22 protein-coding genes are annotated in these 23,654 nt (G+C 68.4%); 13 read left to right on the top strand and 9 right to left on the bottom strand.

Annotation, left to right across the window (positions count from 1 at the left end):
* Window position 1: 1 nt before the first annotated feature.
* The 4 genes from ABD088_RS04285 to ABD088_RS04270 form a co-directional block, all read right to left on the bottom strand.
* Window positions 2–1,810, bottom strand: a complete 1,809-nt coding sequence (locus ABD088_RS04285) for an ABC transporter ATP-binding protein (RefSeq protein ID WP_343900301.1) — start codon at window positions 1,808–1,810, stop codon at window positions 2–4.
* Window positions 1,807–3,669: an ABC transporter ATP-binding protein gene (locus ABD088_RS04280; protein WP_372710276.1), complete on the bottom strand. Its 1,863-nt coding sequence runs from the start codon at window positions 3,667–3,669 to the stop codon at window positions 1,807–1,809. The genes ABD088_RS04285 and ABD088_RS04280 overlap by 4 nt, the downstream gene beginning before the upstream one ends.
* 82 nt (window positions 3,670–3,751) lie before the next feature.
* Window positions 3,752–4,705, bottom strand: coding sequence for a metallophosphoesterase (locus ABD088_RS04275; protein ID WP_343900300.1), 954 nt, complete (start codon window positions 4,703–4,705; stop codon window positions 3,752–3,754).
* Between the two features lie 29 nt (window positions 4,706–4,734).
* On the bottom strand, window positions 4,735–6,900 hold the full coding sequence (locus ABD088_RS04270) for a transglycosylase domain-containing protein (protein ID WP_343900298.1): 2,166 nt from the start codon (window positions 6,898–6,900) through the stop codon (window positions 4,735–4,737).
* 37 nt (window positions 6,901–6,937) lie between these two features.
* Between ABD088_RS04270 and sp36 the strand changes: the two genes are divergently transcribed.
* The 3 genes from sp36 to ABD088_RS04255 all read left to right on the top strand — a co-directional run bounded on the left by sp36 (window position 6,938) and on the right by ABD088_RS04255 (window position 8,579).
* Window positions 6,938–7,093 carry a Sp36 family protein gene (sp36, locus tag ABD088_RS04265; RefSeq protein WP_343900297.1) on the top strand — a complete coding sequence of 52 codons (156 nt, stop codon included), beginning with the start codon at window positions 6,938–6,940 and terminating at the stop codon, window positions 7,091–7,093.
* 18 nt (window positions 7,094–7,111) lie between these two features.
* Complete coding sequence (locus tag ABD088_RS04260; RefSeq protein ID WP_343900296.1) at window positions 7,112–7,591, top strand: RidA family protein; 480 nt, start codon at window positions 7,112–7,114, stop codon at window positions 7,589–7,591.
* 82 nt (window positions 7,592–7,673) lie between these two features.
* Window positions 7,674–8,579, top strand: coding sequence for an NUDIX hydrolase (locus tag ABD088_RS04255; protein ID WP_372710428.1), 906 nt, complete (start codon window positions 7,674–7,676; stop codon window positions 8,577–8,579).
* Between the two features lie 131 nt (window positions 8,580–8,710).
* On the opposite strand, the gene ABD088_RS04250 is transcribed toward ABD088_RS04255, so the two are convergent.
* Window positions 8,711–9,388, bottom strand: coding sequence for a Crp/Fnr family transcriptional regulator (locus ABD088_RS04250; RefSeq protein ID WP_343900293.1), 678 nt, complete (start codon window positions 9,386–9,388; stop codon window positions 8,711–8,713).
* 205 nt (window positions 9,389–9,593) lie between these two features.
* On the opposite strand from ABD088_RS04250, the gene ABD088_RS04245 reads away from it, so the two are divergent.
* The gene (locus ABD088_RS04245; protein ID WP_372710279.1) at window positions 9,594–10,781 is read left to right on the top strand and encodes a MarP family serine protease; all 1,188 of its coding nucleotides are present in this window, start codon (window positions 9,594–9,596) and stop codon (window positions 10,779–10,781) included.
* A 19-nt stretch (window positions 10,782–10,800) separates the two neighbouring features.
* On the opposite strand, the gene ABD088_RS04240 is transcribed toward ABD088_RS04245, so the two are convergent.
* From ABD088_RS04240 to acs, 3 genes are read right to left on the bottom strand one after another with little or no spacing between them, the layout of a single operon-like run.
* Window positions 10,801–11,787: a DUF2332 domain-containing protein gene (locus ABD088_RS04240; RefSeq protein WP_343900291.1), complete on the bottom strand. Its 987-nt coding sequence runs from the start codon at window positions 11,785–11,787 to the stop codon at window positions 10,801–10,803.
* Window positions 11,788–11,794: 7 nt separating this feature from the next.
* Window positions 11,795–12,256 carry a type II 3-dehydroquinate dehydratase gene (aroQ, locus tag ABD088_RS04235; RefSeq protein ID WP_343900289.1) on the bottom strand — a complete coding sequence of 154 codons (462 nt, stop codon included), beginning with the start codon at window positions 12,254–12,256 and terminating at the stop codon, window positions 11,795–11,797.
* Window positions 12,257–12,315: 59 nt separating this feature from the next.
* Window positions 12,316–14,298, bottom strand: coding sequence for an acetate--CoA ligase (acs, locus tag ABD088_RS04230; RefSeq protein ID WP_343900287.1), 1,983 nt, complete (start codon window positions 14,296–14,298; stop codon window positions 12,316–12,318).
* Between the two features lie 245 nt (window positions 14,299–14,543).
* Between acs and ABD088_RS04225 the strand changes: the two genes are divergently transcribed.
* Genes ABD088_RS04225 through ABD088_RS04215 form a run of 3 tightly spaced genes read left to right on the top strand, consistent with a single transcriptional unit; the run spans window position 14,544 to window position 17,319 of the window.
* A complete protein-coding gene (locus ABD088_RS04225; RefSeq protein WP_343900286.1) occupies window positions 14,544–15,770 on the top strand; it encodes a hypothetical protein in 1,227 nt (408 codons plus the stop codon).
* 2 nt (window positions 15,771–15,772) lie between these two features.
* A complete protein-coding gene (gene nth, locus ABD088_RS04220) occupies window positions 15,773–16,588 on the top strand; it encodes an endonuclease III (RefSeq protein ID WP_372710282.1) in 816 nt (271 codons plus the stop codon).
* Complete coding sequence (locus ABD088_RS04215; RefSeq protein WP_343900284.1) at window positions 16,585–17,319, top strand: NUDIX hydrolase; 735 nt, start codon at window positions 16,585–16,587, stop codon at window positions 17,317–17,319. The genes nth and ABD088_RS04215 overlap by 4 nt, the downstream gene beginning before the upstream one ends.
* A gap of 5 nt (window positions 17,320–17,324) precedes the next feature.
* Here the strand turns inward: ABD088_RS04215 and ABD088_RS04210 are convergent, their stop codons facing one another.
* Window positions 17,325–19,034, bottom strand: a complete 1,710-nt coding sequence (locus ABD088_RS04210; protein ID WP_343900282.1) for a bifunctional 3'-5' exonuclease/DNA polymerase — start codon at window positions 19,032–19,034, stop codon at window positions 17,325–17,327.
* A 133-nt stretch (window positions 19,035–19,167) separates the two neighbouring features.
* On the opposite strand from ABD088_RS04210, the gene ssd reads away from it, so the two are divergent.
* From ssd to ABD088_RS04180, 6 genes are all read left to right on the top strand, one after another.
* On the top strand, window positions 19,168–20,289 hold the full coding sequence (gene ssd / locus ABD088_RS04205) for a septum site-determining protein Ssd (protein WP_343900281.1): 1,122 nt from the start codon (window positions 19,168–19,170) through the stop codon (window positions 20,287–20,289).
* Complete coding sequence (locus ABD088_RS04200; RefSeq protein ID WP_343900279.1) at window positions 20,286–21,548, top strand: TadA family conjugal transfer-associated ATPase; 1,263 nt, start codon at window positions 20,286–20,288, stop codon at window positions 21,546–21,548. The genes ssd and ABD088_RS04200 overlap by 4 nt, the downstream gene beginning before the upstream one ends.
* Window positions 21,536–22,375, top strand: a complete 840-nt coding sequence (locus ABD088_RS04195) for a type II secretion system F family protein (RefSeq protein WP_343900278.1) — start codon at window positions 21,536–21,538, stop codon at window positions 22,373–22,375. The genes ABD088_RS04200 and ABD088_RS04195 overlap by 13 nt, the downstream gene beginning before the upstream one ends.
* Window positions 22,372–22,923 carry a type II secretion system F family protein gene (locus tag ABD088_RS04190; protein ID WP_343900277.1) on the top strand — a complete coding sequence of 184 codons (552 nt, stop codon included), beginning with the start codon at window positions 22,372–22,374 and terminating at the stop codon, window positions 22,921–22,923. Before ABD088_RS04195 ends, ABD088_RS04190 begins: the two co-directional genes overlap by 4 nt.
* Before the next feature lie 152 nt (window positions 22,924–23,075).
* Window positions 23,076–23,288 carry a DUF4244 domain-containing protein gene (locus ABD088_RS04185; protein ID WP_343900276.1) on the top strand — a complete coding sequence of 71 codons (213 nt, stop codon included), beginning with the start codon at window positions 23,076–23,078 and terminating at the stop codon, window positions 23,286–23,288.
* Between the two features lie 9 nt (window positions 23,289–23,297).
* On the top strand, window positions 23,298–23,654 hold the full coding sequence (locus ABD088_RS04180) for a TadE family type IV pilus minor pilin (RefSeq protein WP_343900275.1): 357 nt from the start codon (window positions 23,298–23,300) through the stop codon (window positions 23,652–23,654).

Raw genomic sequence — 23,654 nt, 5'->3', positions numbered from 1 at the left:
CTCAGGTCAGGCTCTGCTGCCACGCTGCATGGAGCGCCGCGAACCGCCCACCGGCTTCCTTCAGCTCGGCCGGGCTGCCGTCCTCGACGATGCGGCCATCGTGCACCACCAGTACCCGGTCGGCGATCTCCACCGTCGAGAGCCGGTGCGCGATGATCAACGCGGTGCGCTGGCCGAGGAGCGTCTGCAGGCCGCGCTGGACCAGTCGTTCGCTGGGGATGTCCAGGGATGAAGTGGCCTCGTCCAGGATGAGCACCGCCGGATCGGCCAGGAAGGCCCGGGCGAAGGAGATGAGCTGACGCTGGCCGGCGGAGACGCGCCCTCCGCGCTTGTTCACATCCGTGTCGTAGCCGTCCGGCAGCGACCGGATGAATTCATCGGCGCCGACGGCCCGAGCCGCCAGGACGATCTCATCGGGGGAGGCCCCGGGTTTACCCAGTGCGATGTTCTCGGCGACGCTTCCGGAGAACAGGAACGCCTCCTGGGTCACCATGACCACCGCGCGGCGCAGGTCCTCGTTCGCCAGGTCCCGCAACTCGATGCCATCCAGGGCCAGGGATCCTTGCGAGAGGTCGTAGAAGCGGGCAATCAGCTTCGCCAACGTCGATTTTCCGGCGCCGGTCTGGCCGACCACTGCAACGGTCTGGCCGGCGGGGATGTCCAGATCGAAGCGGTCCATGACGACCGGACCGTCCCCGTACCCGAACACCGCGTCGCGGAACTGGATGTGCCCCGCCGGGCGTTCCAAGGCCACCGGTTGGGTTGGCTCGATGACCGTGGGTTCCTCCTCGAGGAGCCCGGAGACCTTCTCCAACGCGGCGGTGGCTGCCTGAAGGGAGCTGTAGAACATGGCGATCTGGTCCACCGGCTGGAAGACCCGTTTGCCGGCCAACAGCAGGGCCACGAGGATGCCGACTTCCAAGGTGTCGTCCAGAACCCGGAATCCGCCGAACAGCAGCAGCGCGGCCACTGTCATGTTGCCGATGAGCACCAGTGCCGGTTGCAGCACGCCGAAGAGGTTGATGGACCGGATGGAGTTGTCGCGGTAGTCGTTGGCGACGGCTCCGTAGCTGGTGTCGTTGTCCCGTTCCCGTCGGAACGCCTTCACCGCACGGATACCCGTCATGGTCTCGACGAAGGAGGTGATCAGGCGTGCAGAGACCACCCGTGATTCCCGGAAGACGGTCTCGGACCGCTTCTGGTACCAGCGGAAGACAAACCAGATCGGGACCGCGGCGCAGAGCACCACGAGTCCCGAGCGCCAATCCATGAGGAAGATGCTGGCCGCGGTGAAGATGATGAACACGATGCCGGAGACCAGCTGCGATATGCCCTGGTCCAGGAGCTCTCGGAGGGTTTCCAGGTCCGAGGTCTGACGGGAGATGATCCGGCCAGACGTGTACTTCTCGTGGAATTCCAGGCTGAGCAGCTGGGTGTGGCGGAAGACCCGCATGCGCAAGGTCAACAACATCGCCTGGCTGACCTTCGCCGTGCAGAGGTTGTACCAGCCCAACAGGACCCCGGCCAGGACTGCCGAGACCAGGTAGGCGGTCCCGGTGATGGTGAACGGCATGGCATTGCCGCCCACCAGTTGGGGCAGCGCCCAATCGATGGCCCAGGCGATGATGACCGGGAACGAGGCGCGGGCCAGGTTCGAGATGACGACCAGCACGACGGTGAGGGCCAGCATGGGCTTCAACGGGGAAGCTAGCTGCCCGAGCAGGCGCCACGAGCGTGCCCTGACCCGGGTCCTGTCCTCACGGTTGAGCAGGATCTGGTCTTCGTCGCCAACTCCGCGTGTGTCGCTCATGCTGGGTTCCCCCGTCCGGAGTCGGATTGAAGGACGTCCTCCACAGTGGGCGGTTCGTCCAGGCTGGCGATGACGTGGCGGTAGTGGGCATTGCGGGCCAACAGTTCGGTGTGTGTGCCGACGTCGTCGATGCGTCCGGCACGCAACAGGGCGACCCGGTCGGCGAGCATGACAGTCGAGGGACGGTGCGCCACCAGCAACGTGGTGGTGCCTGCCAGCACCGATCGAAGTCGCTCGGTCACCGCCTCCTCGGTCTTCACATCCAAGGCCGAGAGCGGGTCGTCCAGGACCAGGACCCGCGGCCTGGCCGCGATGGCACGGGCCAGGGCGATGCGCTGGCGCTGGCCGCCGGAGAGCGAGAGCCCCTCCTCGCCGATGACGGTGTCCACGCCGTCTTCCAGCTCGCGGGCAAAGCCTGCCTGAGCCACCTCGAGCGCTTCGTCCAGGGCTTCCAGCGGGTCCTGGCCGGGCGGGAGGTTGGCGCCGAGCAGGACGTTGTCCGCGATGGATGACGAGAACAGCGTGGTGTCCTCGAAGGCCACCGAAACGGTGCTGCGCAGGGCGTCCAGGTCCAGCTGGCGGATGTCGATGCCGTCGATGACGACTGCACCCCCGGTGACGTCGTAGAGCCGGGGTACCAGCTGCAGCAGGGTCGACTTGCCGCTTCCGGTGACGCCGACCAGGGCCATGGTCTCACCCGGTTCGACCTCCAGGTCGACGCCGGCCAACACAGGCAGGGCCCCGGGGCGGCTATCGGGGAAGGCAAAGGACACATTTCGCAGGCTCAGGCGCCCCTCGGGGCGTGCCGGTGATTCCGGGGATGCGGGGGAGTCGATGGTGTTCTCGGTGTCCATGACGTCGAAATGCCGGTCCAGCGCGGTCTTCGTCGTCAGGGTCATCCCGAGCAGCATGCCGATGCCCTCGACGGGGCCGGCCAACACGGCTGCCGTGGCGAAGAAAGCCACCAGATCGCCGACGGTCAGTTGGCCCTGGGCGGTAAGCCATACCCCGACGATGAGACCGGCGCCCAGGGTGATTTCGGGAACCGAGACCACGAGCATGAGGAATCCGGAGAGGGAACGGGCCTTCTTGATTTCGGTATCGCGCAATTGGCGGGCGCGGATCCCGAAGCCTTCCAGTGCCTGGCCCCCGCGTCCGAAGGCCTTGATGACCCGGATGCCGTGTACCGATTCCTCGACATTCGTCGCCAGGTCCCCGGCCTGGTCCTGGCTGAGTCGGCTCGCGGCACGGAAGACGTTGCGGAAGTAGAAGGCCCTGATCGTGATGGGTATCGCGCCGACCAGGTAGATCAACCCCAGCAGCCAGCTGCTGGTGAACATGAACCACAATCCGACCACGACGGTCACCGTGGAGACGATGAGCATGATCGAGCCGAAGGCCAGCCAGCGGCGGACCAATCCCAAGTCGGCCATGGAACGGGACAGCAGCTGCCCCGACCCCCACTTGTCATGGAATGCGACCGGCAGGCGCTGCAGGTGGCGGTACAGCCGGATCCGCAAGTCGGTCTCGATCCGTGCCGCGGGCGTGATGACGAAGACCCGCCGGAAGAACACGAGGACCGCTTCGGCCAGGCCCAGCAGGGCGACGATGGCGGCACTGATCCACACGTCGTTCGTGGACCCCCCGACGTGGAGCACCGAATTGACCATCGTGCGCAGTACCTGGGGGATGGTCAGCGCAACGACGCCGGCCCCCAGCGCGCAGAGGAAACCGGCGATGAGGCGCGGGGCAAAGGGCCGGATCTGAGGACCCAGCCGGGCCAGTGTTTCACGGAACGACGCCGGTGCACCGGGTTCATTCTGGCTGCTTTGGTGTTGCACCACGGCGGGCGTCCTCATTCTGTTGTGTTTGCCTCAAGCAATCAAAACATAGGCTACAGCTACCGGTTGGGATCCACCAATCGCCCCGTGGGGGCTGATTTCAACTCCGGCTGGTGAGGGTGACGACGACAGCCTCGGGCGGGCAGGCGATGCGCACGGGGGCGAATCGTGAGGTCCCGATTCCGGCAGAGACCTGCAGGGGCGAGGTCCTGCCTGCATATTCCCAATCGGTGAGACCGCGTGCACGCCAGGCCGGAAGGTCACAGTTGGTGACGAGGGCTCCGTACCCCGGAATGCAGATCTGTCCGCCATGGGTGTGCCCGGCGAAGATGATGTCGGCTCCCGTGCCCGTGAACTCGTCCAGCACCCGCTGGTAGGGGGCATGGGCCACCCCGATCCGCAGATTCGGGGCTTCCTGTCCCGTGGATGATCCGGCCGGCCAGCCGGCGAACTGATCGAGGTTCAGATGGGGATCGTCCACGCCCGAGAAGTCCAGTCGCAGGCCGTGGTGGGTAGTGGAAATGGCCCGGTTGGTCAGGTTGACCCATCCGGCGGCACCGAAGGCGGCATGCATATCCCGCCACGGCAGCTCGCGTTGGGCAAGATCTCCTGACTTTCCCCGGCGGCCTGTCAGGTAGCGCAGCGGGTTCTTGAAACGGGGGGAGTAGTAGCAATTCGAGCCCGGGACGAAGACACCCGGGAAGTCCATCAGTGGGCGGAGCGCCTCCAACAGTTCCGGGACGGCCTGGCGGTGGCTGAGGTTGTCGCCGGTGTTCACGACCAGGTCGGGGCGTAGGTCCGCCAACGATTCCAGCCAGTGTTTCTTCGCTTGCTGCCCCGGGACCATGTGGATGTCCGAGAGGTGGAGCACCCGCATGTCGGCAAACCCCGGAGGCAGGATCGGCACCGTTTCGTGGCGGATGGTGAACGCATTGCGTTCCATCATGCCGTACCCCACGGCGACGCCACCGAGGGCCGCCAAGGCCCCGGCACCCGCCCCCACCACGGGGGCGGCTCGTTTGATGGACTGCATGATTTCCCGAGTGTCGGCCATGGGCGCGGTGCTCTCCTTAGATGGTGCCGTTACTGTCCGTTGCCACCATTATTGCCGTTGTCGTTCGTCGAGCCGTCACCGGAGGTGGAACCACTCGAATCAGAAGACGACTTTGCCTTGCCCAGGCTTTCGGCCGGGTAGTAGTCGATGACGTTCTTCATGTAGTTCATCCACAGCGGCGAAGCGAACGTGGAGGAATCCGGGTTGGCATAGCTCTTGCCATTGACGGGCACATTGAAGATGTTCGCATTGCCATCGAACCGTCCGGTCCAGGCCGCAGTGGCCATGCCGGTGGTGTAGCCGACGAACCAGGTGGACGAGGCCCCGTTGGTGGTGCCGGTCTTGCCACCGATCGGCTGGCTGATGCTGCCCTTGGCCACGCGCTGGCCGGCGATCTTCGTCAAGGTGCCGTTCAGTTGGTCGATAACTCCCGGCTCGATGACTTGCTCACACGAGACGGCCGGGACCTTGTAGGAGTTGCCTGCGGAGTCGGTCACGGATTCCAGTGCGCGGTTCTCGCAGTACTCGCCCTTGTTGGCGAAGGTCGCAAACGCCGTGGCCTGGGCCAGCGGGGTGATCGGCTCCGAGCCGAGGACGAAGGATGGGTTGAGCCCGGACATGGGCTTCCCGGTGCTGGCATCGAGCAGGCCCGCGCGTTTGGTGACGTCGGCGATCTTGCACAGATCCAGTTCGGAGGCTTCCTTGACCGTGGCCGTGTTGATGGACCAGTACAAGCCCTTGTCGACCGTCATGCGCTTGTAGAAGCCCTTGTCGAAGTTCTTGGGGTTGTAACCAGGGTTGCCCACCGTCACGTATCCCTTGGGCGAGCAGGAGGTCTTCCAGTGGTAGTTCGGGCCACCGTAGTTGCGGGCGCCCGCGTCCACGATATCCGACATCTTCCGGCCGTCCTCCAGCCAGGCGATGGCCGTGTAGGGCTTCATCGTCGAACCGCCCTGGAAGCCGTTGGTCCCGCCCATGTCGCGGGCCACGTTGAAGTTGTAGGTGGTGTATGCGTTGTTGTCCGGCTCGGAGCCGTACTTCTTGTTCTGCGCCATGGCCAGGATGTTGCCGGTCCCGGGTTCGACGGTGACGATGGCCGAGCCCATGTTCGAGGAGTCGTCAGCCGGAATGATCTTCGGCGTCTGCTTCTCCGCTTGCTTCTGCAGGCGGGGATCCAGCGTGGTCTTGATGGTCAGTCCGCCGCGGTATAGGAGGTTTTCCCGCTCGGCCTGGGTCTTGCCGTAGGCGGGATCCTTCAAGATCGCGTGGGCGACGTAGTCGCAGAAGTAGTTGGCCGTGCTCGCGGCGACGCACCCGGACTTCAGGTTCTTGACCTTCAGGCCGAGTTTGGTTTTCACTGCCTTGTCGTACTGGGCCTGGCTAATCGACTTCGTCTTGAGCATGGCGGCCAAGACGGTGTTGCGCCGCTTGAGCGTCAGCTCCGGGTTCTTGATCGGGTCGAAGGTGTTAGGTCGTTGGACCATGCCGGCGAGCATGGCCGACTGCTGGACGTTCAGGTCCTTGGCGTGGACCGAGAAGTAACGCTGCGCTGCCGCCTCGACACCATAGGTGGTCCCGGAGAACAACACGAGGTTCAGGTACCCCTGCAGGATCTCCTTCTTGGTGAATTCCTTCTCCACCGAGATCGCCAGCTTGGCCTCGCGCAGCTTGTCGGCCATGTTCTTCGTGCCCGAGTAGGTGATGTCGGACTTGTCAGCGCCCTTGAGGAAAGCGGAATTGATGAGCACGTTGTTGACGTACTGCTGGGTCAACGTCGAGGCACCCTGCTGTGAGGAGCTGGTGAGGTTGTGGGCGGCAGCGCGCGCAATACCGCGGAGGTCCACGCCGTTGTGCTTGTAGAAGCGCTCATCCTCGATGGAGACGATTGCGTTCTGCATGTCCTTGGAGATCTTGTCGATCGGGACAGGCGTCCGGTTCTCGGCATAGAAGGTCGCCAGCTGGGTTCCGTCCTTGGCCACCACCTTGGAGGGTTGGGAGAGCGGTTCCTGCTTCAACTCCGCCGGCAGCGCATCGAAGAAATCCATCCCGATCGCGGCGGAGGAACCGGCCACAGACGCGGCAGGGATCAGCATTCCAGCGGCCAGGACGCCGCAAAGCGCGCTGACCCCGAAGAAGGCCACGATCTTGCCGAGGGTGGTTGCGGTGTTAAAGAAGGGGGACTTTCGAGACGCCATGCCGACCAGTTTAGCCGGAGCGGCTAACGTATCCGGTATGACGAAATGGGAGTACGCGACTTTACCGCTCATAATCCATGCCACGAAGCAGATCCTGGACCAGTGGGGAGACGACGGCTGGGAGCTCGTCACCGTCATCTCCGGGCCCGATGGGAATGCTCCGGTGGCCTACCTCAAGCGTCCCAAGCAGTAGCAGGAAAGGACCCTGGAAATGGTGGAAAACCAGCCTTCATCAGCCGTCGAACAGCGATTGGCCGACCTCGGGTTGTCGCTGCCACAGGTGGCCAAGCCCGTCGCTGCCTATGTGCCGGCAGTGATTACCGGCAACCTCGTGCACACCTCGGGGCAGCTGCCGTTCATTAATGGCGAACTCACAGTCACCGGAAAGGTCGGCGCCCAGGTGGACGCCGACCAGGCCAAGGAACAGGCTGCCATTGCCGTGCTCAATGCCATGGCCGTCGTGAAGTCCATGGTCGGGGATCTGGACCGCGTCACCCGCATCGTGAAGGTCGTGGGATTTGTCTCCTCCGATCCCTCCTTCACGGGACAGCCGGGCGTGGTGAATGGTGCCTCGGAGCTCCTGGGCCAGGTCTTTGGCGACGCGGGCATCCACGCCCGTTCGGCTGTCGGCGTGGCGGCGTTGCCGCTGGACGCCGCGGTGGAAGTAGAACTGATTGCCGAATTCAGCTGATTCGCCGCGCCCGTGCGTCGGCGCCGTCTCGGGCACCGGGGGCGGACCCCGGCCCGAAGGAGCCGACCTGCCCCGCACGGGCATGTTGCGCCGCCTCTTCCCGCTTCCGCCGTCCCAGACCGGGGCGGCGGAAAGCTGGACGACGTTCGGTACCCGGGCGCCCCGGGCAGCGCGCAAGGCCTCGTCCGTCGTCCTGCTGAGGGACTCCCCAGACGGCGTCCAAACGTACTTGGGATACCGCCCCGGCGGTTCCCCGCTGGGCACGGTGGCCTTCCCGGGCGGCAGCTTCGAGGCGGAAGACGAAGACCTCACGGGGTGGTTCGGACCGTCCGTCGGTTGGTGGGCCGAACGCCTCGGCGTCCTGGACCACCGCATCGCCCGGAGCCATATCGTCTGTGCCGTGCGTGAGCTGTTCGAAGAGACCGGCATCCTCCTGGCGGGGGCCGACGAGCTCTCCATTGTCGAGAACTGCACGACCGAGGAATGGATGCAGGTGCGTGAGGACGTGGCCGGCCAGGACATTGGATTCACTGCCATGCTGGCCAAACGCGGCCTCGGGCTGCGCACCGACCTGTTGCGGCCACTGTCGCACTGGATCAGCCCTGATTTCGCTCATCGGCGGTTCGATACTCGCTATTTCGCGGCGGCCCTGCCTCCGCAGCAGGAGGCATCCCTCCTGCGCGGCAAGGGAGTCTGGGCCGGCTGGAAGTCCGCAGCCGGGGTGCTGGAGGATCGCAGCCGCACCGTCTTGGGGGACGAAGTCGGCCAAGACGACACCCGGGGATTGGACCTGAGTCGGATCACCACTCCGGCGGTGGAATTCATCCTCGAGAAGATGGCAACCACCCGCGGGTGTGTCGCCTACCTTTCGCACCGCCGCCCCGTGAAGTCCTACCACCCCAAGCTGGTCTCCGTGGATGGCTCCTACTACCTCGACGTGAGCATCAGCACCGCCTCCGAGGGTGGTGCCGCCGCACGCGGCCGCTGAGTCCGCTGCTTCCCGATAGCACCAGCCAAGACATAAAACGACCCCCGTCGCCGGGCGTCCGCCAGAGTGGCGGAACCGGTGGGACGGGGGTCGTTGGGCATTCCGGGCGTGCCCGGTACTGCCGATCAGCCTTAGCGGGAGCGCTGGCGCAGACGCTGGATGTCCAAGATGACGACGGCTCGCGCTTCCAGGCGCAGCCAGCCGCGCTGGACGAATTCAGCGAGTGCCTTGTTCACGGTCTCGCGGGAAGCGCCGACCAGCTGGGCCAGCTCCTCCTGGGTGAGCTCGTGCGCGACCAGGACGCCGTCGGTGGCCGGACGGCCGAAACGGTCGGCCAGGTCCAGCAGGGCCTTGGCCACGCGGCCGGGAACGTCGGAGAAAACGAGGTCGGCCAGCGACTCGTTGGTGCGACGCAGGCGGCGCGCCAGGGCCTGGAGCAGCTGCACCGAAACCTCGGGTGAGGTCTTGAGGACCTTGCGCAGGTTCTCGTGGCGCAGTCCGGCCAGACGGGTCTCGGACACCGCAGTGGCCGTGGCGTTGCGCGGGCTCGGATCGAACAGGGCCATCTCGCCGAAAAGCTCGCCCGGGCCGAGCACGGCCAGCAGGTTCTCGCGGCCGTCGGGGGCCGTACGTCCGAGCTTGATCTTGCCCGAAACGATGAAGTAGAGCTGGTCTCCCTGATCACCCTCGCGGAACACAGATGCCCCGCGCGACAGATCGACCTCGGTCAGTTCCTCGGTCAAGGCCGAGAAGACCTCGTCGCTGAGCGTCGTAAACAGTGGTGCCCGGCGCAGTACCTCGATGTCCATGAATTCTCCTGTTAAGTATGTTGGCGCTGGTCTTATTGTGCCGTAGTCAGAGACGATGTGACACCTTCCACAACGATAGTGGCACGTTTTCAGCCCTCAGCACCAAAATCCGGTCCGGGCGTGCCCGTAGACTGAGGGGGCGGTGCGGGCGCCCGGTGCACACCGGAATGCCGCCACGCTTGGACGCAACGGGTTGGAGTTTTTGGTGATTTTCGGGTTCAGCTGGCTCGACATCCTGCTGCTGTTGTCGTTCGTTGCGTTCCTGGTTTCCGGCCTGCGCAAGGGGTTCTTCGTCACCTTGGGCGGAGTGGCCGGTCTCATTGCCGGCGGTGTGGCCAGCTTCTATGCCATCCCCTTCGTCTCCGGCTGGGTCTCCAGCGCCGGATGGCGCGTGTTCTGGGTCATTGCCACCGCCGTCGTCCTGGTCATCCTCGGTCACGCCATCGGCGTGGCGATCGGCAACCGCATCCGCATGATGCTGAATTTCCCGGTCATCAAGTCCTTCGACCGGCTGCTGGGCGGGATCGTCAACGTCGCCGTGGCGGCCCTGGTGATCTCCGCGATCGCCTTCTCTGCAGCGACCATGGGCCTGCCCTTCCTCTCCCAGCAGATCGCCTCGTCGAAGGTCATCTCGGCCATCGGCAAGGCCACCCCCGACCCGGTCGCGGCGGCCATGGCCAAGGCACGCTCGGTGGTCATGGGCCAGAGCATCCCCGACCTCATCGAACCCTTCGCCCCCGTGCCGGAGGCGACGCCGACCCAGGAGGGACCGGCGACGGAGGCCACGCAGAACAGGTCGCAGGCGGTGCTCAAGATCACCGGGACGGCGTTCGCCTGTGGGGTCAACCAGACCGGCAGCGGGTTCGTGGCCGCCCAGGACCGCGTGGTGACCAACGCGCACGTCGTCTCCGGGATCTCCGAACCCGTGGTGAACACCCCAGACGGCCGGGCCCTGCCGGCCCGCGTGGTGCACTTCGACGCGTCCCACGACCTCGCGGTACTCGCCGTCGACGGCCTGGACCTGAATCCCATCCCTGTGGGCCAGGACCTCTCCACCGGGGACCGGGCCACGTTCATGGGCTACCCCGCGGGCGGGCCCTTCCAGGCCAAGGGGGCCGTGGTGCAGTCCCTGCGTACGGTCTCCGTGCAGAACATCTACGGCGCCGACGCCTCGGCCCTGCAGATCTACCAGCTCGGCGCCGATGTCCAGCAGGGCAACTCGGGTGGTCCGCTGCTCGATGACTCCGGCCGGCTGGTCGGCGTCGTCTTCGCCAAGGCCAAGGGCGACACCCCCGTCGGGTACGCGCTCTCGCTGAAGGAGGTCGGCCCCGTCGTCGAGCACGCCTCCGGCTACACCGACGCCGTGTCCACCGGGGCCTGCTCCGCCCACTGAGACCCGCAGGCGGGTGCGCTCAGCGGATCCAGTCCAGCGTGGCCCCATGCTGGCCCGTGTAGGCCAGCGGGCGGCCATCGAGGGCCAGGGTGAACCGGTCGCCGTGGGCCGAGGGCACGGTTGCCCCCGCCTCGTCCATGAAGAAGTTCTCGTTCGAGACCCAGCTGCAGTCCAGCGTGGCCATCGTGGCGGCGAAGCGGGCACGTTCGATGGGCTCCAGGTAGGCCAACACCGCCGAATGGAAGACCACCGCGGTGTGCGAGGCGGGAACCTCGGCGACCAGTTCGGCGACGCGTGCATTCAGGTCGCCGTCGACGAGGCGGGGACGCGGGGTGCCGCTGGCCGACAGGGTGGCGAGTGCGCCGCGCAGGGTGGCCAGCCGCTCGTCCTGGCCCGGCCAGACCAGTGCCTCGAGCCACCTGGCGGTTTCCGGGTCGGTGCCATCCAACGGGTTCAGATCGACCCCGGTCCGCGAAGCGACTTCCGGCAGGGAAGTGGGCAGCGGGGGATGGCCCGTGGTGGCACAGCGGAGAAGGGGAGTCCCGGTGCCCAGGTGGGTGCCGCCGTCGTACTGGTAGGAGTACAGGTCAGGCAGCAGGCACAGTCCGGCGGAGGGGCCGACCTCGATGAGGGCCAGTGGCTTTCCGGTCCGGGCGGCAATGAGCCCGAAGGCGGGGAGCAGCGTGGCGCAGCGGCGTGGCTCATTGGTCTGCGTGCGGTGCCCGAGGATCACCGCGTGGAGGGCGGGCCAGCGCTCGTGCACGAACGCCTCCCAGGTGGCCGGGTCGGCGTCGGGGCAGCCCAGGAAACGGGAGGCGGCGAAGACCAGGTTGGGTTGGCGTTTGGCCGGTGGCAGGGTGGCGATGAGTCCGGCCAGGCGGGGTGTGGCCGCGACGTGGGCCGCCCAGGCGGCATAGACGGCCGAGTGCCCGGCGAACCAGGTGCCGGCGTAATGGTTGTAGGTGGCCGCCGTGTGGGCAGCTGCTCCGGGGCCGCCCTGGTCCATGGGGGGCCTAGCCGCGGGTGGCGAGCTGGTCGATGGCGTAGCCGTACCCGTTGATGCCGGCGCCGATGATCACCGCTGCGGCCACCGGTGAGATGTAGGAGTGGTGGCGGAACGCCTCGCGGGCGTGGACGTTGGAGATGTGGACCTCGACGGTGGGGACCTCGACCCCGGCGATCGCGTCGGCGATGGCGATGGAGGTGTGCGTGAAGGCGCCCGGGTTGATGACGATCCCGGCCGCCGTCCCGCGGGCCGCGTGGATCGCGTCGATGAGCACGCCCTCATGGTTGGACTGCAGGAAGTCGACGTCCACGCCGTGGACCGCGGCCCGGTCGCGGCACAGCGCCTCGACGTCGTCCAGGGTGGCGGTGCCGTAGATGGCCGGTTCACGGGTGCCCAGCAGGTTCAGGTTGGGGCCGTTGAGGACCAGGAGGCGGCGGGGTGCCGAAGCGGTGTCAGTCATGGCCCCCATTAAACCCCCACGCCCCGCCCACACGTGGTGTGTGACGGGGCGTGGCCGGAACCTGCGGGTCAGCGGCGGACGGAGTCGGCGATCTGCTGCATCACCGAGGCGTCGGCCAGGGTGGTGGAGTCGCCCACCTCGCGGCCCTCGGCGACGTCCTTGAGCAGGCGGCGCATGATCTTGCCCGAACGCGTCTTGGGCAGCTCGGGGACCACGAAGATGCCCCGCGGCTTGGCGATGGCACCGATCTGCTTGCCCACATGGGCGCGCAGGATCTCCACGACGTCCTCCCCGTCCTCGGGTTCGCGCTGCAGGATGACGAACGCGTAGACGGCCTCCCCGGTGGTCTCGTCCTTCGCCCCGACGACCGCCGCCTCGGCGACCAGCGGGCTGGCCACCAGCGAGGATTCGATCTCGGTGGTGGACAGGCGGTGCCCGGAGACGTTCATGACATCGTCCACCCGGCCCAGCAGCCAGATGTCGCCGTCGTCGTCCTTCTTGGCACCGTCACCGGCGAAGTACATGTTCTCGAAGCGTGACCAGTAGGTGTCCTGGTAGCGCTGCATGTCGCCCCAGATGCCGCGCAGCATGGCCGGCCACGGATCGCGGATGACCAGGTAGCCGCCCTCTCCGTTGCCCACCGAGGCGCCGTTCTCATCGACGACGTCCACGGTGATGCCCGGGACCGGGACCTGGGCCGAACCGGGTTTGGTGGCGGTGACCCCGGGCAGCGGGGCGATCATGTGTGCGCCGGTCTCGGTCTGCCACCAGGTGTCCACGATGGGGGTGGGCTCGTCCTTGCGCTCGCCGTTAGCCCCGGCATTGGTGCCGATGACGTCGCGGTACCACATCCACGCCTCGGGGTTGATGGGTTCGCCGACGGAACCGAGCACGCGCAGCGAGGAGAGGTCATAGCCGTCGGGGATGTCGCGGCCCCACTTCATCATGGTGCGGATGGCCGTGGGGGCGGTATAGAGGATCGAGACGCCGTACTTCTGCACGATCTCCCACCAGCGGCCCTGGTGCGGGGTGTCCGGGGTGCCCTCGTAGATGACCTGGGTGGCGCCGTTGACCAACGGGCCGTAGGTGACGTAGCTGTGTCCGGTGACCCAGCCGATGTCGGCGGTGCACCAGAAGACGTCCGACTCGGGGTGCAGGTCGAAGGTGTCGCGGTGGGTGGCGGCGTTCTGCACCAGGTAGCCGCCGGTGGTGTGGATGATGCCCTTGGGCTTGCCGGTGGTGCCGGAGGTGTAGAGCACGAACAGCGGGTGCTCGGAGTCGTGGCCCTCCGCAGTGTGCTCGGGGTCGGCGGCGGCGACCACGTCCTCCCACCACAGATCCAGCCCATCGGTCCAGGCGACGTCCTCGCCGTTGCGCTTGACGACCAGGACGTTCTGCACGGATCCGGCGCAGTTGGCGACGGCCTCGTCGACGGCTGGCTTGAGCGGGCTGGGCTTGCCGCGGCGCCAGGTGCCGTCCGCGGTGACGACCAGCTTGGCCTCGGCGTCGTCGATGCGGCTGCGCAGCGCGTCGGCGGAGAACCCGCCGAAGACCACCGAGTGGATGGCGCCGATGCGGGCGCAGGCCAGCATGGTGATGACTGCCTCGGGGATCATCGGCAGGTAGACGGCCACGCGGTCGCCCTTGGAGACGCCCAGGGAGCCGAACGCGTTCGCTGCGCGCTTGACCTCCTCGGTCAGCTGCGCATACGTGTAGGTGCGGGTGTCGCCCGGCTCGCCCTCGAAGTGGATGGCCACCCGGTCGCCGTTGCCGGCCTCGACGTGGCGGTCCAGCGCGTTGTAGGCGGCGTTGACCTTGCCCCCGACGAACCACTTCGCCACCGGCGCCTCGGACCAGTCCAGCGTCTGCGTGAAGTCGGTGTCCCAGGTCAGGACCTCGCGGGCCCGATCGGCCCAGTAACCCAGCCGGTCATCGGCCGCCCGTTGGTAGAGGTCCTCGTGCGCCACTGCCTGCGCGGCGAAACCGGCGCTGGGGGCGAAGCTGCGGTCCTCATGGGACAGGTTGTCGAGGGTGGAGTGCTTGTCCGACACGATGTCGATCCTTTCGGAGCGGAATAGGGGTGCTGTGAGTCAGGCTACAACCGATAGCCGGTCAGCGTGTCCTCGGTCACGATGTGAGACGTTCACCGCTCCGATTCTGCGGTGAACGGTTGATTCCGGGCAGGTCGGGGGCGAAAATGGGCCCGAACCTGCCACCGTGTCCGGGCTGTCGTCTATAGGCTGGAAGCCGAAGCAGATTGCAGCCCGCCACGCAGGTGGCGGCGAAAGGAGTCATCGTGGCCACATCCTCCGCCGATCCGTCGGGGACCGCCCCGGCGTTGGCCGGCCCGTTTACGTTGCGTGAGGTCGTGGTGATGGGCGGTGCCCTGCTGCTGCTGATCGGTTCCGTGCTGCCCTTCCAGGTCGGTGGCGGCTCCTACGCCAATGTCTGGACGTTCCACACGACGGCGTTCAACCAGTTCATCTCGCTGGCCCTGCCGCTGGTCATCGGGGTGGCCTTCGCCTGGCGGCGCCTGGCCGGCCGCACCCACGTCACCGCCGGTTCGCTCACCCTGGACCAGCTGGCCTCCGTGGTGTCGCTGCTGGGCATCCTGTACTTCTTCATCTCCTCGGTCATGTCGATGAACCCCGCGTTCCTGCTGGGCCTGCTCGGCGCACTGGTCATGGCCGGCGGCACCACTGCCGCCCCGTACATCCCGGGCTTCGTGTTGGACTTCGTCCCCGGCGAGGCGGCGCTGCTGACCCGTCCGATCCTCCCCAGCGCCCCGCGTGCACCACGTGCACCGCGTGAGTCGGCCGCATCGGAGCCGTCTCCCGCCGCCGGCCCGGCGTCCGCACACACCGCCGCGCCCGGCCATCCGCATACCGCCGGCGATGCGTCGGTGGCCAGCCCCGCGGCGGATGCCGACCAGCCAGTGGTGCCGTCGGTGGCCACCGGACTGTCCGCCACCCACAGCACGACGCCGGAGCCCACCCCGGGTGCCTGGCCGCGCCCGGGGGCCACGCAGGAATCGGCGGAACAGCCCACCGCGGAGCCGGTGGTGGAGCCGGCCGAGCAGCCCCTGGATCAGGCCACCGCGGAGTCCACCGCGGACGCGTCGGGATCGTCCGTCGTCGAACCAGCAGTTGTCCCTGACGCCAGCCCGGATGCCGCCGCCGAGGCCCCCGCACCGGAAACCACCCTCGGAACCACCGTGGAGCCGAGCGTCGGTTCCACCGCAGGTGCGGAGCCGACGGGCTCCGGACAGGACGCCGCGGCACCGGAGGAACACTCCTTCTCCGCCACCAGCGCCGGCCAGGACGGACCGGCCCACCAGGCCTTCTGGTTCGCCGTGCCCGAACGCAGGACCGCGGTCCACGAGGCCACGGGCCGCAACGCCTTCGTCCTGGAACCCGGCGAATGGATCCTGGCCCTGGAGGACCGCGGCTACGAGTTCCTCGTCCAGGACACCGACGGCTCCGTCGGCGTGTTGCGCGATCTCGGCCGGATCGAACGGGCCTGATCGTGCCCTTGCCGAGCACCCCCACGCCCCGCCCGCGCGGCGGTGAAACCGTCATCGGGCTCAAGCGCCGGGCCCGCAAGATCAACCGGCTGCTCGGCGAGGCCTACCCGTATGCCGTTCCGGAACTGGACTTCACGAACGCCTTCGAGCTGCTCGTGGCGACCATCCTCTCGGCGCAAACCACCGATGTGCGCGTCAACGCGATCACCCCCGCCCTGTTCGCCGCCTACCCCACGCCGCAGGCGCTGGCCGAAGCCGAGCTGGAAGCCGTGCAGGAACTCATCCGCTCCACCGGCTTCTTCCGCGCCAAGGCCAACAACATCGTGTCCATGGCCCGGGCCATCGTCGATGAGCACGACGGCGTGGTCCCGGCACGGCTCCAGGACCTGGTCACCCTGCCCGGGGTGGGGCGCAAGACGGCCAACGTCGTGCTCGGCAACGCCTTCGACGTCCCCGGGATCACCGTGGACACCCACTTCCTGCGGCTCTCGCGGCGATTCGGGTGGACGGAGGAGACCGACCCGGTGAAGGTCGAACACGCGGTCGGCGCCCTGTTCGAGAAGCGCGATTGGACCATGCTCTCGCACCGGGTGGTGTTCCACGGGCGCCGGGTCTGCCACGCGAAGAAGCCCGCCTGCGGTGCCTGCCCCATCGCCACCCTGTGCCCGTCCTACGGCGAGGGGGAGACCGACCCCCAGAAGGCCGCGAAGCTGCTCAAGTACGAACTGGCCCCCGGGCGCGAAGACCTGCTGGAGTCGATGCGCGCGGGCAAGACCCGACAGGAACTGCGCGCCCTGGGACACGGGCTGGGAGCATGAGCTCCACCGGTTCGCAGGCCCACCCCACGCTCGATGCCCGCCGCGACCTGCTCGGGGTCATCGAACGCCACCGCCCGCTGGTGGAAGCCGGCGACGACGGCATCAGCAAGGTGCCCGCTTCCTGGATGTTCGAGGGCATGGACCAGGCCACCGCCCGGCGTGCCGCGGTCCTGGTCTTGTTCGGCCGCCTGGATGACATCGATGCGGCAGCGGCGCCATCCACCGTTCCGGCCGACCTGGACCTGCTCTTCGTCGAGCGGGCCGCAACGCTGCGCCAGCACGCCGGGCAGATCGCCTTCCCGGGCGGGACCATCGATGACACGGACGCCTCGGCAGTGGCCGCGGCCCTGCGGGAAGCCCAGGAGGAAACCGGGCTGGACCCGGACGGCGTCGAGGTCCTGGGCGAACTGCCGGCGGCCGAACTGCCCGTCACCAACTTCGTCGTCACCCCGGTGATCGGCTGGTGGGGCCAGCCCAGCGAGGTCTTCGCCGTGGATCCCGGGGAATCGGCGGCCGTCTTCCGCGCACCGGTGGCCGATCTGGTGGACCCCGTCCACCGGTTCCGCGTCGAGGTCAGCCGGAACGGCCGCACCCACCGCTCGCCGGCCTTCGACATCAACGGCCGGATCATCTGGGGCTTCACCGGCATCGTGTTGGACCGGCTGCTCGAGGACCTGGGCTGGAGCCGTCCCTGGGACCAGAGCCGGATCCGCCCCCACCCCTTCAGCTAAGCGGCCTACTTGGCGTCTGCATAGGAGTCGACGGTGACGACGCCGACCGGGAACTGCACGGGGATCCGCCCGAACATCAGCGTCGCGGCCCGTTCCGCCGCCTCCTGCACCATCGTCGAAACCCGTTCGGCGGCCTCGGCCGGCACGTGCAGCATCACCTCGTCGTGCAGGAAGAAGACCAGTTCCCCGTCGTTGCCTCCCGCAGCCTTCACGGCCCGCAGACGCAGGCGGATGTCGGCCAGCCAGCACAACGCCCACTCGGCTGCGGTGCCCTGGACCACGAAATTCCGGGTGAACCGCCCCCGCGTCCTGGCGGAGGAGTCGGCCCGGCGCTGCTCCTCGGCCGAGGTGGCCCGCTGCCCGGTGAGCCACCGCTCCGACGCCGCGGGAGAGCACCGCCCCAACCAGGTGCCCACCACACCGCCGTCCTGACCGATGCGTGCCGCCCGTTCCAGGACCCCGATCGCCGCGGGGAACGTGCGCGTCAGCTGGGGCATCAGCCGCCCTGCCTCCCCGGTGGTCGAACCGTACATGGCACCGAGCATGGCGATCTTCGCGTGGGCCCGGTCGCCGCCGAAACCCTGGTCGGCGATCCCCTGGTAGAGGTCCTGGCCGCGGGCGGCGTCGGCCAACCCGTTGTCACGGCCCAGCGCCGCCAGGATGCGCGGCTCCAGCTGGGCGGCATCGGCGACGACGAGCACATGCCCGGCATCCGGGCGGACCGCGTCGCGGATCGTATGCGGGATCTGCAGCGCCCCGCCGCCGCGGGAGGCCCACCGCCCGGTGACCACGCCACCGACCACATATTCGGGCCGGAACCGTCCGTCGTGGACCCAGGCGTCCAGCCAGGCCCACCCGTTGGCCGTGTGGAGCCGGGAGAGCTTCTTGTAGCGCTGCAGGACCTCCAGGGCGGGATGGGAGTATTCGCGCAGCTCCCACTGCCCGGTGCTCTTGGCATCGATGCCGACCCGGTGCAGGGCGCGCAGCAGCTCCTGCGGGGAATCGGGGTTCAGCCCGGGGGCCTGCAACGCGGCGCGCAACTCGACGGCCACCTCCTCCACCCGGGCCGGGCGCGTTCCCGGGGCGGTGCGCGGCCCCAGGGCGTCGGCCAGCAATGCCTCGTGGACCTCCGGCCGCCACGGGATGCCGTGGTGGCGCATCTCGGCAGCCACCAGGGCCCCGGCCGACTCCGCGGCCAGCAGCAGCTGCAACCGACGCCCCTGCGGGGTGGCCGGCACTGCGCCTTGCTGTTCACGGAACTCGGCGGCCACCGCCTCCACCGACGTCCGCTCATCCCGCGGTTCGGAAAAGAGCGCCCCCTGGTTTTCCGGCACCCGGGCCGGGGGCAGGGCCGCCGGATCGGCGTCCTCCCGGTCGGCGCCGCCGGCCCGCAACGCCTCCGTGTAGTCCGTCTGCGCGGCAGAGGTGGAATGGCGCAGGATGGTCCGGGACAGCGTCAGATCGCACGCACGTTCCACCGTGCACCCGGCGGCCAACAGCGACGGATACCAGTCAACGGTGCGATCCCACACCCAGCGGGGCCGGCTTGCTTCCAGCTCACGCACGAACGCCGGCAGCTGGTCGCGGAACAACACGGCCGGCGGACCCTGCTCCACACCGTCCTCGTCGAGCAACTGCACGACGGCGGAAGCCGCCCCCTGTTCGGGGGCCGCCTGGGCGGTGGAATGGGTGGCGAGGACTGCGTAACCGGACACCCGCCCATTCTTGCAGGCGCGGGCCTGCCTGCGGACCCCTCACAGCCTCGGCCCGGTGGGACCATGCGGCAGGTCATCCACAACGGTGCGGCAGGATTCCGGTGGGGGACTGCGGCTGCCCGAGGGTGGTGACATGAACGATCTGCCCGCCTTCCTCCCGCCACCGCCGGCCACCACGTCCGGAGAGGGCGAAGCCAGCACCTGTCTGCTCGTCACCCGGGAGGATGGGCTCGCCGACCATGTCGCCCTCATCGCGGCCGCCTGCGGGGTGGTGCTGTCGGTCGAACGCCACCTCCCCGAGCGCTGGCCCCCGGGATGCACGCTGGCGCTGTACGGTCCGGACATCGCCGCTGAGGCGCCCCCTGGAGGACCACGCATCCCGGTGATCCTGGTGGGTTTTGCCACAGATCGGGACGAGCTCTGGCGGGTGGCGGCCCGGGAACCAGGGGTCCGGGTGGCGATCCTGCCGGAAGCATCTGCCTGGTTGGGTGAATACCTCGGGGAACGGGAGCTGCATTCCGGGCACGGGCGCGTCACGCTCTTCACCGGGGCCTCCGGGGGTGCCGGCACCACCACGCTGTCCGTGCTGACCGGCTTGGCGGCCGGTCGGCGCGGGTTCAGGGCCCTGGTGGTCGACGCCGACCCGCACAGCCGCGGAGTCTGGGCCCCGCTGGGGCGTCCGACGTCCGCCGGGGTGGGGTGGGAGGACCTGGCCCGCTCCCGTGGACAGATCGCCCCCGGGCACCTGGCCGGCATCTTGCCCCACCTGGAGGGCACCGGCGTGCTGACCTGGTCGGGCGGCCGCGCCGAACCGGTCCCCGGGTCGACCCTGCACGAGGTCATCGCCGCGGCGCGCAGGAGTTTCGACATCGTCGTGGTCGATGCGGGGCGGACGGCCGGGATGGAGGAGGCCCTGGGCGTTTTGGCCGACTCGGTGCTGGTGGTCGCCTCGGCTGCGGTTCCCGGACCATCGCCTGCCTTCACCCCGATGGGACCGGATACGAGCGTCCCCTGGCGGATCGTGGTGACCGGAAGCCTCCCGACAGGAGTGGATGCACCCCGGGTGGCTGCTGCGACCGGACTGGACCTGCTCGCCTACCTTCCTCCACAGTCCGTCGTGGCAGCCGCGGCCCGGGAAGCGCGGTTGGGCTCGGTGTTGTCCCGACCCCGGATCCGACGAATGGTGGAGCCGCTGCTGGGGTGGTGCCTGCCGGTCGCGGCCAACCCGGCGGGACTCGAGCAGGTCGCGTCATGACCGGAGAGCCAGCCGACACCACCGACGTCGCGGCGCGCCAGAGCGGCCGCCGTCGGTGGGACCACGGGCCGGCAGGTCCCGGCCGGGCTCCGGCGGGAAAACTGGATGAGCGGGTGCTGGACGAAGTCCGCCGCCGGGCGCTGTCGGGAGAGGGCCCGTTGACCGGCGCAGACCTGGCGGGTGCGGTCCGGGCATCCGGCCTGGTCGTCGGCAGCGGCAGTGCTGCCCAGGTGATCCGCGCATTGCAGGAGGACCTGCACGGGCTGGGGCCCCTGCAACCCGTCGCTGATCAGCCGGGAACCACAGACGTCCTGGTGGATGCCGAGGGCCTGGTCTGGCGGGATGGTGAAGAGGGGCTGGCGCCCACGGCCTTGCGGTTCACGGAGTCCGAGCAGGTGCGCACCCTGGCGGTGCGGTTGGCTGCCTCCGGTGGGCGGCGTCTGGACAGCGCCCAACCCTTTGCCGACGTCGTGGTGGGGCCCTACCGGATCCACGCCGTCTTGCCGCCCATCTCGGCGGGAGGCCCGCTGATCTCCGTGCGGATCCGCGCCGGGAAGTCAGCCGGCTTGGGTGCTGTCCTGTCCCGGGGTGCGGCCAATCCCTGGCACCCGGTGTTGAGGGCCGTGATCCGGGCACGGATGAACTTCCTGATCAGTGGCGGAACCGGCAGCGGGAAAACCACCCTCCTCGGCGCACTGCTGGGCGAAGCCGCCCCCACCGAACGGCTGCTCATCGTCGAAGATGCCCGTGAACTCGAACCGGCCCACCCCCACGTCGTCAGCCTGCAGTGCAGGACGGGAAACATCGAGGGGGCCGGGGCAGTGGGGATGACTGATCTGGTCCGGCAGGCACTGCGCATGCGACCGGACCGGCTCATTGTCGGCGAATGCCGAGGTGCCGAAGTTGCCGACTTCTTGACGGCCATGAACACCGGACATGATGGCGCCGGTGGAACCGTACACGCCAGTGCAGCCGATGCCGTCCCCGCACGCTTGGCTGCCCTGGCCTCGTTGGCCGGCATGACGGGGCCGGCGCTCGCCGTCCAGGCCGCCAGCGCTCTGGACCTGGTGATCCACATGGGGCGCATTGCGGGGCGGCGCACCCCACGTGAGTTGGGCCGGCTGACGAGTGACGGCCAGGGATTCCTCGCCGTCTCGCCCATCATGAGCTTGGACGAGGACTCCTGCATGCGTCCGGGGCCCTCGGCCAGTTGGTTTGCCCGGGTACTGGCCGCGAGGTCCATTCCATGTCCCTGGTGATCCTGCTGGCTGCGCTGCTTGCCGGTCTGGCCGGTGGGCTCATGCCTGCCGGATACGGGTGGCCGCGGGCCAGATGGACCCGGCCCGCTGCCGGTGCGATGCCCGGTGGGTGGGGATGGCGGGGCGTGCCGTGGGTTCGGCAGGCAAAGGGGAACGACCTGGACGCCCATGTGGCGGCCATCCGGCAGATGGGCGCGTTGCTGTGTTCCGGGCGGAACCCGGCCGAGGCCTGGGCCCTGCTCGAAACGACCTGGTCCGAGCGCCTGGCATCAGCCACGATCGAGGGGCAGGACGGCGGATTGTCCCGTCGGCGTCGGACGGGTGCGGACTCGGGTGCCTCCGCAGCTGCGCACGATCTCGTGGACGCTGCACGGGCGGCGCTGATCGCGCACGACACGGGGGCCGGCCCCTCCGTGGGCATCGAACGCCACCTGCAAGCCGCCCCCCGCTACCGGCACGCCTGGATCCGCTTGAGCTGGTGCATACGACTTTCGGAATCCACAGGCGCCGCGCTCGGGGACCTGCTCAACCGGTTGGCCAGCCAGCTGGAGGCAGAGCAGGACCGCCGCCGCGCGCTGGACGCGATCCTGGCAGGTCCGCGCATGACACAGAAACTGCTCGCGTGGTTGCCGGCACTGGGGCTGGGGCTGGCACAGCTCATGGGCGCCGATCCCTTCACGCTGCTCACGGGAACGAGCCTCGGCCGCGTCTGCTTGGCCGCCGGCGCCGGACTGTGGTGGGCCAACGCCGTGTGGTGCCGTCGGCTGCTCGGCAGTACACAGCCGGCCGGTCCGGGGCGGGTGCGTCGGATGTCGGCCACCCGATGATGGTCATCGTCGCAGCGTTCCTGGCCGGTGCAGTTGCCTGGTGTTCGCTGGCACCGCGGAAACTGCGGCAGGCCAGGACCAGTAAATCCCCGGTGGGCGCTGCACGGGACCAGGCAACCCACCGGCCGGCTGCCACCGATGTACCCCTGCTGCTCGACCTTGCGGCGACCCTGCTCGACTGCGGCTTGCCGGTGGACAGAGCCCTGGCCACCTTGGCCCGTGACGTCGAACCGTGTCACGGGCTGGGGCCAGTCGTGCGCTCCCTGGAACTCGGCGTCGAGTGGCACCGGGCCTGGCAGGCGGCCCCGCCCGCCCTGCGTGGGCTCGGTGAGGCCCTCTCCTTTGCCCAACTCACGGGTGCTGCCACGGCCGACCTGCTCCGTGCGGCAGCGGAACAGGAGCGGCGGACCGAGGCACGAAGAGCTGAGAAGAATGCTGCCGAATTAGGCGTGAAGCTGGTCATCCCGCTGGGCCTGTGTGCTCTCCCGGCCTTCATCTGCCTGGGGATCGTCCCCGTCGTGATGGCCCTGCTACCGGACGTCGGATAGTCCCCGGCGGATAACCCACGACTCCCTCACAGGCGCGGAAGCACCCGGGTTTTCCAGATCCCCTCGAGGGCCATGGCCGCCCGGCAGCGGAACGCATGACAGTGGATGCAAGCCCCGACGCGGGGCCCGCATCGATGGAAAGCAGGAAGAGCATGAATGAGAACCAACCGTCCACCACCGGTCCGTCGGAAGTCGAGGATCACGAAACCACGCGCGGGACGGGCGAGGACGGCATCGCCACTGCGGAATTCGCGATCGTCGCCCTGGCAGCAGTTGGGTTTGCCGGCCTGCTGGTCAGCATCCTCAGCAGTGGCGACGTCCGCGAACTGCTGATGGGGCTGGTCCGGCAGGCCCTGTCCTTTTAGGCCCGGATCATGCCATTCACCAACCAACGCGGCAGCAGCACGGCGGAGTTCGCCGTGCTGCTGCCGGCCGTGGCTGCCCTTCTCTCGCTGGCCTTGGGAGTCGGCATCTGCGGGACCACCCAGGTTCGGCTGGAACAGGCGGCACGGGCGACGGCCCGGGAAATTGCCCGCGGCGAGCCCCCCGCCGCGGCGCTTGAGACCGGACATCGGCTGGCCGGGGATGCGGCGCGCATCAGCATCGGGACGGCGGGCCCCTACCAACGGGTGGAGGTCAGTACCCGATTCACGCTTCCATGGTTTGGCGGGGCCGAGCTACTCGTCCTCTCCGCACGGGCAGAAGCCAAACCCGAAGAAGCAGGTGAGTAG

It is taken from the genome of Arthrobacter rhombi (assembly GCF_039526245.1).
Lineage (GTDB): Bacteria > Actinomycetota > Actinomycetes > Actinomycetales > Micrococcaceae > Arthrobacter_H > Arthrobacter_H rhombi.
Note: the sequence above shows the minus strand (reverse complement) of the source record. Positions and strands in the feature narration are given on the sequence as shown.